The organism is Thiocapsa bogorovii (assembly GCF_021228795.1).
GTDB classification, from domain to species: domain Bacteria; phylum Pseudomonadota; class Gammaproteobacteria; order Chromatiales; family Chromatiaceae; genus Thiocapsa; species Thiocapsa bogorovii.
This window is the reverse complement of the sequence record NZ_CP089309.1, coordinates 2223070-2237773: the sequence shown is the minus strand read 5'-3', so window position 1 is coordinate 2237773 and position 14704 is coordinate 2223070. Positions and strand designations below refer to the sequence as shown.

The window sequence follows — 14704 nt, the reverse complement described above, 5'->3', positions numbered from 1 at the left end:
GGTTGCCGGGATCAGCGATTATTCATATCACCAAATTCCAATATAGACTGCATTGACTTGCATCACTCCCTCGGAGCCTATGAACCGCACCGTCTTCTTTGTCTCGGAGAGCACCGGCATCACCGCCGAGACGCTCGGTCACAGCCTGCTGTCGCAGTTCGACACCATCGACTTCGAGCAGGTCTACATGCCTTACATCAACACCGACCTGCGCGCGAAGGCGCTGACGCAGCGGATGCAGGAGGCTGCCGACCGCGACGGGGTGCGTCCGATCGTGTTTGCGACCATGCTCAACAACGAGATCCGCGAGATCCTCGAGAGCGGCAACTGCTACTACGTCGAGCTCTTCGAGGGCTTCGTCGAGCCGCTCTCCAGAGAGCTGGGCGTGCCGCCGAGCCGCAAATCCGGGCGCAGCCACGCCATCACCAAGCCGAGTTATTACACAAAGCGGATCGAGGCGATCAATTTCGCCATGGCGAACGACGACGGGATCCGGCCGGATAATTTCCATCGCGCCGACGTCGTCTTGATCGGTGTCTCGCGCTCGGGCAAGACGCCGACCTGTCTCTATCTCGCCATGCACTACGGTCTGCGCTCGGCGAACTATCCGGTCACCGAAGAGGACTTCGAGCGAGGCGACGTCCCCCAGTTGGTTTGGGATTGTCGCCACAAACTCTTCGCGCTCACCATCGATCCGCAGCGGCTGCAACTGATCCGCGAAGAGCGACGTCCAGGCAGTAGCTATGCGTCGCTTGCGCGCTGTCAAGACGACATCCGGATGGCTGCGCAGATCTACAAGCGACTCCAGATCCCGGTGCTCAACACCACCAGCCAGTCGATCGAGGAGATCTCCTCGCACATCATCAAGGCGCTTCGCGGGAGCGGAGAGCACTGAGGGAGCGCGGACGGCCGCTCGGAACGACTGCCTTTCGGCCCGGTTTGCGAGTGGTTGCGGCGACCGTTCCTCCCACCCATAATGCGGGGGTTTTTGCCGCTCGCGGGCGGCCGACCTGCGGATAGGACGATAGAGCGATGAAGATCGGAATTCCCTTGGAGACCGCCCCCGGCGAGACCCGGGTGGCCTCGATCCCGGAAGTGGTCAAGAAATTGGTCGGTAAGGGTTTCGAGGTCATGGTGGAGGCCGGCGCCGGCGTGCGTGCCGGTTATCCCGACGAGGATTACGCTGCGGCGGGTGCAACGCCGGCCGACCGCGCGGGCGCCTTCGATGTCGACCTCCTGCTCAAGGTCCGTCGACCCGATGTAGCGGACGTCGAGGCGTTGCGCCCGGGCGGCCTCTACATCGGTCTGTTGGAAAGTTGCGGGGAAGACGAGATCCTCTCCGCCATGCTCGCCAAAGGGGTGCGTGTCCTCGGGATGGAGCGGATGCCGCGCACCTCGCGCGCTCAATCCATGGATGCCCTGTCTTCGCAGAGCAACATCGCCGGTTACCGCGCGACCCTCGAGGCGGCGGCTCGCTACGGGCGTTTTCTGCCCATGATGATGACCTCCGCGGGTTCAGCGAAGCCGGCCCGTCTGGTCGTTCTGGGCGTTGGCGTCGCGGGGCTTCAAGCAATCGCCACCGCGCGTCGACTCGGCGCCGATGTCTATGCCTACGATGTGCGGCCCGAGACCCAAGAGCAGATCCGCTCCCTCGGCGCCAAGCCTATCGAGCTGGATCTGGGCGAGAGCGGCTCGGGCGAAGGGGGGTACGCGAAGGAGCTTTCAGAGGAGGCGAAGGCCAAACAGCAAGCCGCGTTGAGCGACCAGCTCGCCAAGGCCCACGTCATCATCACCACCGCCTTGATTCCCTGTCGTCCCGCGCCGGTCCTGGTCACCGAAGAGGTCGTCAAACGCATGCGGCCGGGCTCGGTCATCGTCGATCTGGCTGCGGCCAACGGTGGTAACTGCCCCCTGACGGTCGCGGGCGAGATCGTCGAGCGCCACGGCGTGACCATCGTCGGCCTGACCAACTTTCCGGCCTTGGTGCCTGCCGACGCGAGCGCCTTCTACGCGCGCAACCTCGCCAATCTGATCGAGATCATGTTCTCCCCGAGCGAGTCCGGCCCGGTTCTCAAGGACCTTGCCGAGGACGACATCACGGCGGCCATGCTCGTGAAGCCCTCGGCCTAAGCGCGGTCGGAGACAGCGAGCCGCAAAGGCGGCTTTGCGGCCCGATCGCCTGTTTTGCGATGACTGACCACGGATCATCGGCGACGCGCCCATGATCACCGTCCAACCGGAGTTACCCCTATGCCCGAGGCACTCGATCCCTCGCTCGTTGCCCTCTATGTCTTTGTTCTGGCCTGCTTCATCGGCTACTGGGTGGTTTGGGGCGTCACGCCCTCGCTGCACACCCCGCTGGTGGCGCTCACCAACGCCATCTCGGGTATCGTTCTGGTCGGCGCCCTGCTCGTCGCCGGCGATCCCGATGCGGGGCTCTTTACCCAGATCATCGGCTTCATCGCCGTGCTCCTGGCGTCCATCAATGTCTTCGGCGGCTTCCTGGTGACACACCGGATGCTCTCGATGTTCAAGAAGAAAAAGTAAGGACCGGCCGATATGACGCTCTCGGTGAATCTTCAGGCGGTGGCATACCTGGCCTCCGCTGTTCTCTTCATCCTGGCCCTCAAGGGCCTGACCCATCCGGCATCGGCCCGACGCGGCAACCTCTACGGCATGCTCGGTATGCTGATCGCCGTCGTCGCGACCCTGATGGGCGATCAGGTCCAATCCTACGGATTCATCATCGTCGGGATGGCCCTGGGCGCCGTCATCGGCGTCATCGTGGCCCTGCGTATCCAGATGACGGCCATGCCGCAATTGGTTGCGGCCCTGCACAGCTTCGTGGGCATGGCCGCCGTCCTGGTGGCCGTCGGGACCTTCCTCGCCAAGCGCAGCGCGGGCGAGTTGAGCGCGCTGCTGATGGGCGAGATCTCCGCCGGCGTGGTCATCGGCGCCATCACCTTCACCGGATCCGTGATCGCCTTCGGCAAGCTGCAAGGTCTCCTGAGCGGCAGCCCGGTGAAGTTCAAGGGTCAGCACCTGCTCAATGCGGGCCTGGGGATCGCAACACTCGCCTTGGCCGTCCATTTCGCCATGACCGGCAGCTTGATCTCGCTGATCCTCATGACCCTGCTCGCCTTTACCCTCGGTGTGACCTTGATCATCCCGATCGGCGGGGCGGACATGCCGGTCATCATCTCGATGCTGAACAGCTATTCGGGCTGGGCCGCGGCCGCGACGGGTTTCACGTTGCACAACAACCTGCTCATCATCGTAGGCGCACTGGTTGGCTGCTCGGGCGCGATCCTCTCCTACATCATGTGCAAGGCGATGAACCGCTCGATCCTCAACGTCGTCTTCGGCGGCTTCGGCTCGGACAGCGGCGGGGCGGAGAGCGCGGGCGCGGTCGCCGCCGAGAAGGGCGTGAAATCGGCTGCCGTCGAGGATGCCGTCTATTGGATGGAGGACGCCAACCGCGTCATCATCATCCCCGGCTACGGCATGGCCGTCGCCCAAGCCCAGCATGCCTTGAAGGAGCTGATGGAGCTACTCGAAGCGCGCGGCGTGGAGGTCAAGTTCGGCATCCATCCGGTCGCAGGCCGCATGCCCGGACACATGAACGTGCTGCTCGCCGAGGCCGACATTCCCTACGACCGCGTGCTCGAGATGGACGAGATCAATCCCGACTTCCCGAGCACGGACGTGGTGCTGGTCGTCGGCGCGAACGACGTCGTCAATCCGGCGGCCAAGGAAGACAAGTCCAGTCCCATTTACGGCATGCCCATCCTCGAGGCCGGGCGTGCGCGTCAGGTCTACTTCCTCAAGCGCTCCATGCGGCCGGGCTACTCGGGCGTCGACAACCTCCTCTTCTACCAAGAGAACACCTCGCTGGTCTTCGGCGATGCCAAGGACACCATCGAGGGGATGAACAGCGCGCTGAAGGGCGGCGGGCACTGAGCCTAAACCGCGTCCAGAGCGAGATGCTCACTTTCGCGTGAGTTCGACGTTTGGTGCATCCACGGCCCTTAGCGGGAACGCGGTTTAGAATTTTATATTTTTTAATCCTAAAAAACCCTCCTCGGGGCGCGCCCCGCTCCTGTAGGCGCACAAACTCCTTTCGGCATAGACTTGGGGCGACTTCGAGAGCCGAGGCCGTCTGCTTTTTGGTGGCGTTGACCCCGTAAAAAAACGTGGCCCGGGGACTGTTGCGAGTCTGCGTGTGGTGACGCCGTTCGGCGATCCCGAATAGGAAGGTGATCCTAGATCCGGCAGTTGACCGCTTCGTGCCGCATGCAAGGGTTTGACCTTGTTGAGCATCATGGTCATCTGATGCCTCACCCGCCGGGTGGCGGCCGCTACGACCCCTGGAGCACGTCCCGCGCGGCGCCCGACCGCGTTGCAACTCGTTGTCGTAGAACCACTACGACGCCTCGTTGCGCCTTGCCGGACACCACGCGGGACGCACTCCAGGGGCCGTTCAACTGCCGGATCTAGGGTGATTGATCTCGCTGTCCCTGCTCTCGATCCTGTTCGACTGTCGAGGGCCATGTCATGAAGCCGATCCCGTCCAAGAAGAGCCGTCGCGCCAAACCGCTGTCCACCGTCAATCCCCGTGCGGCGGGGATCGACGTCGGTGCACAATTTCATGTTGTTGCCGTCCCGCCGGAGTGCGATGCCGAGGCGGTGCGCACCTTTCGGAGTTTCACCGGCGATCTGCATCGCCTCGCGGACTGGCTGGTCGCCTGCCGGATCGAAACGGTGGCCATGGAGTCGACGGGCGTGTACTGGATTGCCCTCTACGAGATCCTCGAGGCACGCGGCATCCGCGTGGTCGTCGCCAATGCTCGCGACGTCAAGCATGTGCCGGGGCGCAAGACCGACGTCAACGACGCCCAGTGGCTGCAACAACTGCATACCTATGGCCTGCTGCGCGGCAGCTTTCATCCTCCGGGCGACATTGCCGCCTTGCGCGCCTATCTGCGCCAGCGCGAGCGTCTGCTCGACTACGCAGCCTCCCACATCCAGCACATGCAGAAGGCGCTGACGCAGATGAATCTGCAGCTGCACCACGTCGTCTCCGACATCACCGGCAAGACCGGGATGCGCATCATCCGCGCGATCCTTGACGGGACACGGGATCCGCAGGTGCTCGCGAGCTATCGCGACGGGCGCTGCAAGGCGTCGGTCGAGACCATTGCTCAGGCGCTGGAGGGCAACTATCGACCCGAGCACCTGTTTGCCCTTGAACAGGCGGTGGCGCTCTACGACGCCTATCAGGAACGGGTTGTGGCCTGTGATCGGCGCATCGAAGCGGCGCTCGCACAACTGGCGCCACCCGAGCCGCCGTCCGAGCCGTTACCCGCCCCCCGACACAAGACCCGCCAGCCCAATGCCCTCGCTTTCGAGGTTCGCCAGGCGCTGCATGCCGTCATCGGCGTGGATCTGACGCAGATCCACGGCATCGGCCCCTATCTGGCACTCAAGCTCGTCGGCGAATGCGGAACCGACCTGTCCGCCTGGCCGACCGCCAAGCACTTCACCTCCTGGCTGTGCCTCTCGCCCGGCAACAAGATCTCGGGCGGCAAGGTCCTCTCGGCGCGCACCCGCCGCTCGCACAACCGCGCCAGTGCCCTGCTACGCTTGGCGGCCGTCAACGTCGGCAAGACCGACAGCGCGCTCGGCGCCTTCTATCGTCGCCTGGCGATGCGTGTCGGCAAGGCCAAGGCCGTCACCGCCACCGCACGCAAGCTCGCGGTGCTCTTCTACAACACGCTTCGCCATGGAATGGACTACAGTGATCCGGGAGCGTCCGACTACGAAGAGCGGCATCGCCGGCGGGTGGTGCAAAACCTCGAGCGTCGCGCCAAACAGCTCGGTTTCACCCTTGAGCCCGCCCCGGCAGCCGGAGTTTCTTAGGAGAGCAGTTAGCGCCCGTCGCGGAGCGTTTTCGGCCCGCGGGCGAGTACACATACCGGCGGTTCGGCGGCTACGCCGGGGCCGGTAACACCCCCGGCGGCTGCAATTGGCGGCCGTTGAGGTACTTCACCAGCGCACGCGAGAGCAGCCGGTACCAGCGTTGCAGGGGACTCAACTGCTCCGCAGTTCGGCGCAGCGTGTTGAAGAAGGCCGCGATCTCGCGGCAGGTCGCCTCCACCCACCCGGCTTCGGCATGGGGATGGCTGATGGTCAGGCGCGTCTGCCCGCCGTGACGGGTCAGTCGTGCCGGTGCGCTGAGCAGCAGCGGGCGGCTGGTGATCGCCTCGGTGTGCCGAGTCGGGTCGGCCAGGCGCACGAACAGGCTCCACCAGTTGTAGGTCAAGGCGGTGATGCGCGCCATGAAGCGGCAGCGCTTGATGTCGCGGGTGGTGAAGCCGCCCCAGCCCCAATGGTTCTTGAGCTCGTCGAAGGGATTCTCCGCGTCGGCGCGATCGCGATAGAGTTGCGCCACGCTCAGGATCTCATGGGGCAGCGAGGTCACCAGCACGGCGTACTCGTAGAGGATCGTCTGGTCGGTGAACTCGGCGAAGCTCAGGCGCAGCTGCTCGGGATCACCCTGCTCGACGACGGCCAGGTCGGCCTTGATGCGCCGGCGCAGCACGACGGCGCGCCGGGCACGGCTCCAGCCCGACAGACGCAGGGTCGTCTCGGCCCCCTGCCAGCCTTGACCGGCATCGCGCCACTCGGCGTCGCGCATCAGGCGCTCGACGGTGTGTTTGACCTTGGAGGTCATGCGCAGCTTGAACAGATACGGGATCCCCTCCTGCTCGGCCCGTGCCATGTTGGCTTGGGTGCCCCAATCGCGGTCGCCGCGAATGCACAGCGGCCAGTGCGCCCGCGGCAGGCGCGCGAGCAACTCCCACAGCCCCGGCGCGCTGTACTTGGACGCGGTTTGGTTGCCGTCCAGCACCTCCACGTCCAGGATCAGACGCAGACCGGCAACGAAATAGGTATGGTAGGTGTGCGAGGGCCGACCCGGCTTGTGCGGATTGTCGCCTTTGAGCGCACCCTCTTGATGCCCGTAGAGCGGCTTGACCGTCACGTCGGCATCGAGAATCCAGGGCACGCCCAGCACCGGCGCCATGCAGGCGTCCAGGTGGTTCTGCAACCAGTCCACCCCGTCGGCTTCATCGAGCTTGCCGAGGTTGCGGCGCACCGAGTCCTCGCTCACCACCGCCTCCATGCCCAGCAGGGCACTGATGTGGGCATCGCGCTGATGCCCGGACAGCACCGCCAGGATGGCGGTACCCAGAACGTCGCGCGTGCTCGGGGCGTTCGGGCTGGTCAGCTTCAGCGGGCAGCTCTCGACCCAGGCATCGAAACGCCCGCCCAGGCGCAGAAACTCGGTGAAGAACGGCAGCTGCCCCAGCGGGGTGACCGCCGCCTGCGCATCCCACTCGACGTGGACGCGGCCGCCAAACGTGTCCACCGCAACCGGGCCGGCATGCGGTACCAATGCGGTGGTTTCGGGTTCACCCTGCGGGTGAGGGATCGGGTTGCTCATGGGGACCTCCTTGCGCCGATATTTCAGCGGCTTGGATCACTCGAGGCAAGGTTTAACTGCTCTTTTTAGGTTAATACCTTAAGCCGTGTCGCCTCCGACAATAATCGTAGCCGGCGTGGCCAAGCCAATCCAACAAACGACGCATACCGCGCTGGGCGCGGTTTAAGCGACGCCCCGCAGACGAGATCCAGGTCTTCAAGCGTCGCGGCGGTCCGGACGGATGGTGGATCGTCACCGAGATCAGTGTCCAATACAGCGAGCACCAGTGCCCGAGCCACGATCTCGCAGGATGGCGCAAGGCGCGGGTTCCGCAGTGCCCGAGCGGCGTCATGACGCTGGTCCCCGACTGGGTCTGCGAGATCCTTTCGCCCGGTCACGAGGGTAAAGACCTGGTTCATCATCTGATGTTGCTCCAGCGTGCCCATGTCCCGCACTACTGGATCATTTCCCCGGAAGATCGGACCCTGATCGCCTATGCGCTCGATGCGGGCGGCTATCGCGTCATCTTCTCCGCTGAATACCCGCTCGGTACGGTACCCGGACCTGTCCGGGTGCCGCCCTTCGATGCCGTCGAGATCGATTTGGGCTGTGTGTTCGGCAGCGCGGGCTGAGTCGAACTGCACGAATGCTGCGCCGTTTGGATCCTCTCGACACGCGAATACGGATTCCCTGGGATAGTCGACTTGCAGTCGGCCTCTTCCGCCGGCCTAAAGGCCAGCGGGTCGACTGCAAGTCGACTATCCCGGGCGGGCTCGCCGCTCGGCGGCGATGGCCTGTCTCGCCCGGCCTTACCAGCTGAGACTCAACTCCGCGCGGACGAAATAGGATTCGTCGCGCCGATTCTCCGCGTAATAGTCCCCAGGCCAGAGGTATTCGGCGACCAGATGACCGGCGACGTGCTTGCTGAGCTTGGTCTTGACCCAGACGGCGGCGAGATGTCCGCGGAAGCGGCTCTCTCCGCTGAGGTTGACCAATTGCGCCGGGGTTCGGGTGGTCATCTCGTCGGCCCAGAGGGCGTGATAGTCGACCGTGACCAAGGTGGTCGGATGGGCCTGGATCCCCCAGCCGAGATTCAGGCGATTCAGATTCGTCGCCTCTCCGACGCGGCTCTCCAGTGGCCACTGGTAGATCATCAGCTCGCTCCACTGCGGCCAGCGGCCCCAGAGCGGATCGAAGGCTTGTGTGCCGTTGCTGTCGGGGTCGTTGCCTGAGAGAAACTCATAGCCGAGGTGAAACCGGTTGGCGAGCGGATCGTTCAGGCTGTAGGTGGCGCGTGCGTTGAACCCGAAGGCATCCAGGTCGGCATCATTGCGGGTGCCCCATTGGTAGGCGCCCTCGGCACGCAGTGCCCATTGCGGGGTCGGTTTGGACTCGGCGCGCAGGCCGACCGTGTAGGCGACGCCCGAGTCGGGAGGGGACGGAAAGGGTGCACCGTTGTTGACGCGAATATTGCCAGGTGTGTTGTCCGGAGTGCTGTTCTTGTAGATCAGATAGGCGTCGAGGTCGGTGGCCTTGACCAGGCCCTTGTTGCGCGCGTAGAGGATGGCGCCCGTCTCGTCTTGCTCGATCTGATCCTCGATCACGCCGTTCAGCGGACTCGGGAAGCGGCCGGTGTCGGCGTCCTGATTCAGATAGATGACATCGAGCGTGGTCCCGATGGACTCGAGGTTGTAGGTCGCACGCGCCGCGTCGAAATAGATAGTCCGGGAACCGTCGATCGGGGTGCCTTCGAGCACCAGCCAGCCGTTGCCGAGGATGATCTCCTGGCGGCCGAGCTTCACCGAGAGCGGCGAGCCGACGATCTCGTTGAAGGTGACATCGAGCAGGTCGAAGAAGAGACCACCGCTGTACCAGGTCTCGAAACCCGGCACCGGCCATTGATTCTCTTTGGGCTTGTTGTAATGACGGCCTTCCCACATGAGTCGCGCGGTGCCGACGATATGGTCGGTCGGTGCGTAGATCCCCCAAAGGCGCCCGCGGTATCGCTGGAAGGTCCGATCGGCGATCGGGCTCTGGTCGTTCAGGCCCACATTGCCGACGAAGACCTGGCGCAGACGCAGATCCGCCCCGGGCTTGAAGCTCGAGACCGCGTCGGTCTCCTGAGTGCCGGCCGAGGCTCCCGTCGAAACCAGCGCCGCGGCGAGTGCCGCCAGCCATGTCGATGCGTGTCTAGAACTCATCGTCCACCTTCTTCTCGTCCAGCGCCCAAAGGCGGTCCTCCGGGGTCACCTCGTCGCGCGCCGCATTGCGACGCACGAGCCCGTAGAGGATGCCGATCACGGCCATCGCGATGGCGCCGAGATAGGCCATGAGGACATACGGATCATCGATACCCAGCATCCCGTGTGCTCCTGAATTGAATTGGGTCCGAGCGACGGTTGGTCCTGGTGCAAACGCGTTCCCTCGCCGCTCCCAAAACAAACCCAGCCGACGCAATTCAAACAAAAATTTTAATGACTTAAACCGCGTCCGCGCCAAGATTCATTAATGGCGAGAACGCAGCAGCAAGCTGAAATCTCTCATATCCCACCGAGACGCGGTTTAATCGGGGAAACAGCGACGCAGGTGCGCCTTATCCGGCGGCCGTGTCACCGCACTGACCAGGATCAAGGTCAGCAGGGATGCCGGCAGCGCGATGATGATCGGGTCCACCGACGGCCAATTGGGATAATCCGCGAGCAGGCTGGTCTTGCCGTCGGTGACCAGCTGCACCAGCCCGATCGCACTGGCCTCGCGTGCCTTGATGAAGGCCAGCCAGAACAGCGAGACGCTCATGCCGACGGTCATGGAGGCGAGTGCGCCGGCTCGGGTCACGCGCTTGGAGATGAGTCCGCCGATGTAGGCGGGCAGGAAGCTCGCTGCGCAGAGTCCGAAGAAGATCGCAGTGAAGCGGGCGATGACGTATTCCTGCCGCACGGTATAGCTGATGGTCACGGCGATCAGCAGTCCGATCATGATGGCGAGGCGCATCACCAGGATGCTCGGCTCCCGTTGATGTCCCTTGTCCGAGATACGCTCGTAGAGGTCGCGCCCGGCCGCCGTGCCGATGGTGTGGAACTGGCTCGACATGGTGCTCATGGCGGCGGCGAGCAGGGCGAGGAAGAAGATGACGCCGAACCAATGGGGCATCGCGGCCATGATGAAGGCCGGGATGATCTTGTCGGCGTCGCCCTTGGTGTAGGTCGCGGCGATGGAACGGCCAGCGACGCGCTCGAAGGTTGCGCCGTCGCCGTCTTGTGCCGAGGTGCGCTCGCTGATGATCATGGGCGCGCGTGCGGGTGCCTGCGTCTTGGGGCTGATGATCGAGGTCCAGGTCCCGGATTCGCCCTGCTGCATCAGCTCGACCAAGGCGCGATCCTTCTCGGCATCGATGACCTCGACGACCTTGCCCTGCAGGAGCGGTCCGTTCTGCGCGAACCAGGCGTTCGAGAGGCTGCCCACCACGAAGGGCGTCCCGACCATGAGCAGGATGAAGACGGCGCCGATCGGCACGGCCCGGTCGAGCTCGCGACGGCTGCGCACCGTCATGAAGCGAACCACCAGTTGGGGCTGAGCGAGCACGCCGATCCCCACGCCGAGCACCAGCGCGGTGATGACGGTCCACCACAGATCGTAGGTGGTCGCGCCCCAGCCGAAGGCGGGCATTGCGGTCCAACCTTGATGGCCCATCTGCGCGAGCGGTGCGGGGACCAGATCCGCCATGTCGGTGAGGGTGCGGTGGGCCTCGGTGACGCCGCCGAGGCTCATGTAGGTAAAGATCAGCAGAAAGATCATGGCGAAGACCATGACGAAGCCCTGGAGCGTATCGGTGTACATCACCGCCTTGATGCCGCCGGGGATGACGTAGGCGGCGGTGATGAGCGCGAAGATCAGGAGCGCGACCTCGAAATCGATCCCGAACTGGGTGGCTGCGAAGATGCTGCCCCCGGTCATGACCGCAGCCGAGTAGAGCGGCATGAAGAGAAAGATCAGCGCGCCGGCGAAGATCTGGATACCGCGACTCTGATACCGTTGACCCAGCAGCTCGGGAAAGGTGTGGGCGCCGAGATGATGACCGAGTCGCCGTGTGGGTTCGCCCAGCAGGATAAAGGCGATCAGGATCCCGACCCCGATGTTGAGCACGGTGAGCCAAAGGAGGCTCATGCCGAAGAGCCCCGCGACCCCACCGAAGCCGACAATGGCTGCGGTCGAGATGAAGGTGGCCCCGTAGGAGACCGCCATGATGATCGGGTGGGCCGACCGCCCGCCGACCAAGAAGTCCGCGGCCGAGCGGGTGCCGCGATAGCCGAGCCAGCCGAGATAGCCGGTCGCGAAGAGGTAGGCCAGAATGACGACGATGTCGACCCAGCCTACGGAAGAATGCGCCGTCATGAGTCCCCCTCAGGATCCCGAAACAGTCGTTGTTGTCTTGTCAGGACGTGCGGGGGCGAAAAATAACCTGGACGTTCGTATCGTTATATAGATCCAGCGCAGTTAAACGGCGGTTTTGACCCCTCAACGACCCATTGCTGACGTTTCGATGACCAGGAGAGCCCGCTCGTGGAGAGTTTCAAAGTCGTACGCCCCGAGTTTCTGAACCATTACGGCTATCTTTTCGGAGGTTTTTTGCTGAAATGGGTCGATGAGATCGCCTGGATCGCGGCCAGTCGCGATCATCCGGGGTGCCGTTTCGTGACCATCGCGATGGATCGCGTGGAGTTTCACCGCAGCGTGCGTCAGGGCGCGGTGCTGCGCTTCGACGCAATCGAGAGCTGTCGCGGCAATACCTCGCTCAGCTACTCGGTACACGTCTTCGCCGACGATCTGCAGACGGGCGACGAGGAGCCGATCTTCACGACCTGCATCACCTTCGTGCGGGTCGATGAGCAGGGGCAGAAGATCCCCTTGTTGCCGCCCGTGACCTGAGATGCCGCGCCGGCGGCCGTTTGGTCACCGCGGGCGGTCCTCGCGGAGGTGCGGCAGGATGGCGTCGCGAATCGCATCGTCCAGACCCGCAGCGGGTGAGCCGTCTCGATTGATCTGGAGGTGGACGGTTTTGGCCGTTGCGGCGAGCGTCCCGTCCTGCGTCTCGAAGCGATAGCCGACGGCGAAGGATCGGGTGCGGATCTCTTCGATCGCCAGCGCGACCTCGACCCGATCACCCTGACAGAGCGGTCGGTGATAGTCTGCCTCGGCGTGCACGAGCGGGAGCAGGATCTCGCCCTCGCGAATGAGGCGCTCGAGCGGGAGGCCGACCTGCGCCATGAAGGCCTCGTAGGCATCGTGCGCATGACGGAAGAGGTGGCCGAAGAACAGCCGTCCGGCCGCGTCCGTGTCGTGAAGGCGGACGTTGAAGGCATAGGCGAAACGGTTTGGATCCATGTCTGACTCCGGAGGCTTGTGGCGATGATCGATCTTAACGTGAAGCCGCTGAAGGCTCGTCCGTTCGTGATCTTGGCGCTGATGCTCATGATGTCGTTCGGTGTGGCGGCGAGCGAGAACCCGGACGAGTCGGCCCGCCTCGATCCCTCCGCATTCTCGGACGTGCCGATCCCCGAGGGGCGCGTCGAGGCTGCCGTGGCGCAGCTCGACGCCATGGCCGAGGCGGCGCTCGAGACGACCGGGGTCCCGGGCATGGCGATCGCGGTCGTGCACCGCGATCGCGTCGTCTATCTGAAGGGCTTTGGTCGGCGTAGCCTCGACGGCGAGGCGCGCGTCGATGACGAGACGGTCTTTCAGCTGGCCTCCTTGTCGAAGCCGGTTGCGGCGACGGTGGTCGCGGCCGCGATCGATCGCGCCCACGGCGAGCGAGCAGGTGTCGATCCAGGCGGCGTCGACGGAGAAGTCAGCAGCCGAGCAGGTGTCACCTGGGATGACCCGATCGTCCGCCATCTACCGGATTTCGCCTTGAGTGATCCGGCGATCACGTCGCGGGTCACGATCGCGGATCTCTTCGCTCATCGCAGCGGACTGCCCGACCATGCCGGCGACCTCTTGGAGAGCATCGGCTACGGGCGTGCGGAGATCCTCTCGCGCCTGCGCTTTTACCCCCTGGCACCCTTCCGGGCCAGCTACGCCTACACCAACTTCGGCCTGACCGCCGCGGCGGAGGCTGTCGCGCGCGCGGAGGGCACCTCATGGGAGCGCTTGAGCCAAGAGCTCCTCTACAGCCCGCTCGGCATGACCTCGACCAGCTCGCGTTTCGCGGACTTCATCTCGGCCCCCAATCATGCGATCGGACACGTCCGCCGAGACGGTGTCTGGGTGGTGACGCCCGAGGTTCGCCAGCCGGATGCACAGTCGCCCGCGGGCGGCGTGAGCAGCTCGGCGTCCGATATGGCGCAGTGGCTACGGCTGGTTCTGGGCGAGGGAATGCTGGAGGGCAAGCCGGTCATCGGAGCGCAGGCATTGGCACGGATCCACGCGCCGAATCTGATGAGCTCCCCCCTGCACGGACCGAGCAGCCGTCCGAGCTTCTACGGGCTGGGTCTCGGAGTGAGTGTCGATAGCGCCGGGCGCGTCCGCTGGTCGCATTCGGGCGCCTTTCTCTTGGGCGCGTCGACGACGCTTGCCATGCTGCCCTCGGAGTCCTTGGGGATCGTCATCCTGACCAACGGACAACCTGTCGGTGCGCCCGAGGGTGTCGCCGCCGGCTTCCTCGAGCTGGTGGAGACCGGCGAGATCCGGCACGACTGGCCGGCCCTCTTCGGCGGTGCGATCGCGAGACTCTACGCGGAGACCACCGCGTTCGCAGAGACCCCGAGCGCACCCGCCCCGGCACGCCCGTTGGGTGCCTATGTCGGTCGATATGCCAACGACCTCTATGGACCGGCTGTCGTGGAAGCGACCGATGCCGGTTTGGTCCTGAGGCTCGGCCCGAGTCCGATTGCGCTTCCGATGGGTCATTTCGACGGTGATGCCTTCACCTTCCGACCCATCGGCGAGGACGCGCTCGGGATCAGCGGTGCGGTCTTTGGTTTCAAGGACGATCGCGCCGCGTCCCTGCAGATCGAATATCTGGACGAGGAGGGGATGGGGACGTTCAGGCGCTAAACCGCTAAACCGCTAAACCGCTAAACCGCTAAACCGCTAAACCGCTAAACCGCGTCCCGAGTGATTTGCCTTGTCGTGGTGTCGGCTCGGTGTTGGCTCGACCCGGGAACCTTGTGAGACGCGGTTTAGGTGAAGAGTCGGCTTGCGGGTTCGGCATGAGCACGAGCG

Annotated in this window: 13 protein-coding genes; 8 read left to right on the top strand and 5 right to left on the bottom strand. The window is 64.4% G+C overall.

Annotated elements, in window-relative coordinates; all coding sequences use genetic code 11:
• Positions 1–79: 79 nt before the first annotated feature.
• The 5 genes from ppsR to LT988_RS10085 all read left to right on the top strand — a co-directional run bounded on the left by ppsR (position 80) and on the right by LT988_RS10085 (position 5919).
• The gene (gene ppsR / locus LT988_RS10105) at positions 80–895 is read left to right on the top strand and encodes a posphoenolpyruvate synthetase regulatory kinase/phosphorylase PpsR (protein WP_232410018.1); all 816 of its coding nucleotides are present in this window, start codon (positions 80–82) and stop codon (positions 893–895) included.
• 137 nt (positions 896–1032) lie between these two features.
• Entirely contained in the window at positions 1033–2130 is a 1098-nt protein-coding gene (locus LT988_RS10100; protein WP_232410017.1) for a Re/Si-specific NAD(P)(+) transhydrogenase subunit alpha, read from the top strand.
• 120 nt (positions 2131–2250) lie between these two features.
• Positions 2251–2547 carry a proton-translocating transhydrogenase family protein gene (locus LT988_RS10095; RefSeq protein ID WP_007194942.1) on the top strand — a complete coding sequence of 99 codons (297 nt, stop codon included), beginning with the start codon at positions 2251–2253 and terminating at the stop codon, positions 2545–2547.
• A gap of 12 nt (positions 2548–2559) precedes the next feature.
• Positions 2560–3960: an NAD(P)(+) transhydrogenase (Re/Si-specific) subunit beta gene (locus tag LT988_RS10090; protein WP_232410016.1), complete on the top strand. Its 1401-nt coding sequence runs from the start codon at positions 2560–2562 to the stop codon at positions 3958–3960.
• Between the two features lie 594 nt (positions 3961–4554).
• Positions 4555–5919 carry an IS110 family RNA-guided transposase gene (locus tag LT988_RS10085; RefSeq protein ID WP_232410015.1) on the top strand — a complete coding sequence of 455 codons (1365 nt, stop codon included), beginning with the start codon at positions 4555–4557 and terminating at the stop codon, positions 5917–5919.
• Positions 5920–5989: 70 nt separating this feature from the next.
• On the opposite strand, the gene LT988_RS10080 is transcribed toward LT988_RS10085, so the two are convergent.
• On the bottom strand, positions 5990–7504 hold the full coding sequence (locus LT988_RS10080; RefSeq protein WP_232410014.1) for a transposase: 1515 nt from the start codon (positions 7502–7504) through the stop codon (positions 5990–5992).
• A gap of 143 nt (positions 7505–7647) precedes the next feature.
• Between LT988_RS10080 and LT988_RS10075 the strand changes: the two genes are divergently transcribed.
• Entirely contained in the window at positions 7648–8115 is a 468-nt protein-coding gene (locus tag LT988_RS10075) for a Uma2 family endonuclease (protein WP_332460581.1), read from the top strand.
• A 177-nt stretch (positions 8116–8292) separates the two neighbouring features.
• On the opposite strand, the gene LT988_RS10070 is transcribed toward LT988_RS10075, so the two are convergent.
• The 3 genes from LT988_RS10070 to LT988_RS10060 all read right to left on the bottom strand — a co-directional run bounded on the left by LT988_RS10070 (position 8293) and on the right by LT988_RS10060 (position 11875).
• On the bottom strand, positions 8293–9684 hold the full coding sequence (locus LT988_RS10070; protein ID WP_232410013.1) for an alginate export family protein: 1392 nt from the start codon (positions 9682–9684) through the stop codon (positions 8293–8295).
• A complete protein-coding gene (locus tag LT988_RS10065; RefSeq protein ID WP_232410012.1) occupies positions 9674–9844 on the bottom strand; it encodes a symporter small accessory protein in 171 nt (56 codons plus the stop codon). Before LT988_RS10065 ends, LT988_RS10070 begins: the two co-directional genes overlap by 11 nt.
• Before the next feature lie 201 nt (positions 9845–10045).
• Positions 10046–11875, bottom strand: coding sequence for a sodium:solute symporter family protein (locus LT988_RS10060; RefSeq protein ID WP_232410011.1), 1830 nt, complete (start codon positions 11873–11875; stop codon positions 10046–10048).
• Positions 11876–12043: 168 nt separating this feature from the next.
• On the opposite strand from LT988_RS10060, the gene LT988_RS10055 reads away from it, so the two are divergent.
• On the top strand, positions 12044–12409 hold the full coding sequence (locus LT988_RS10055; protein WP_232410010.1) for an acyl-CoA thioesterase: 366 nt from the start codon (positions 12044–12046) through the stop codon (positions 12407–12409).
• Between the two features lie 24 nt (positions 12410–12433).
• Here LT988_RS10055 and LT988_RS10050 read toward each other — a convergent pair whose 3' ends face one another.
• Positions 12434–12865, bottom strand: coding sequence for an acyl-CoA thioesterase (locus LT988_RS10050; RefSeq protein ID WP_232410009.1), 432 nt, complete (start codon positions 12863–12865; stop codon positions 12434–12436).
• A 24-nt stretch (positions 12866–12889) separates the two neighbouring features.
• Between LT988_RS10050 and LT988_RS10045 the strand changes: the two genes are divergently transcribed.
• Positions 12890–14536, top strand: a complete 1647-nt coding sequence (locus tag LT988_RS10045; RefSeq protein ID WP_232410008.1) for a serine hydrolase — start codon at positions 12890–12892, stop codon at positions 14534–14536.
• Positions 14537–14704 lie beyond the last annotated feature (168 nt).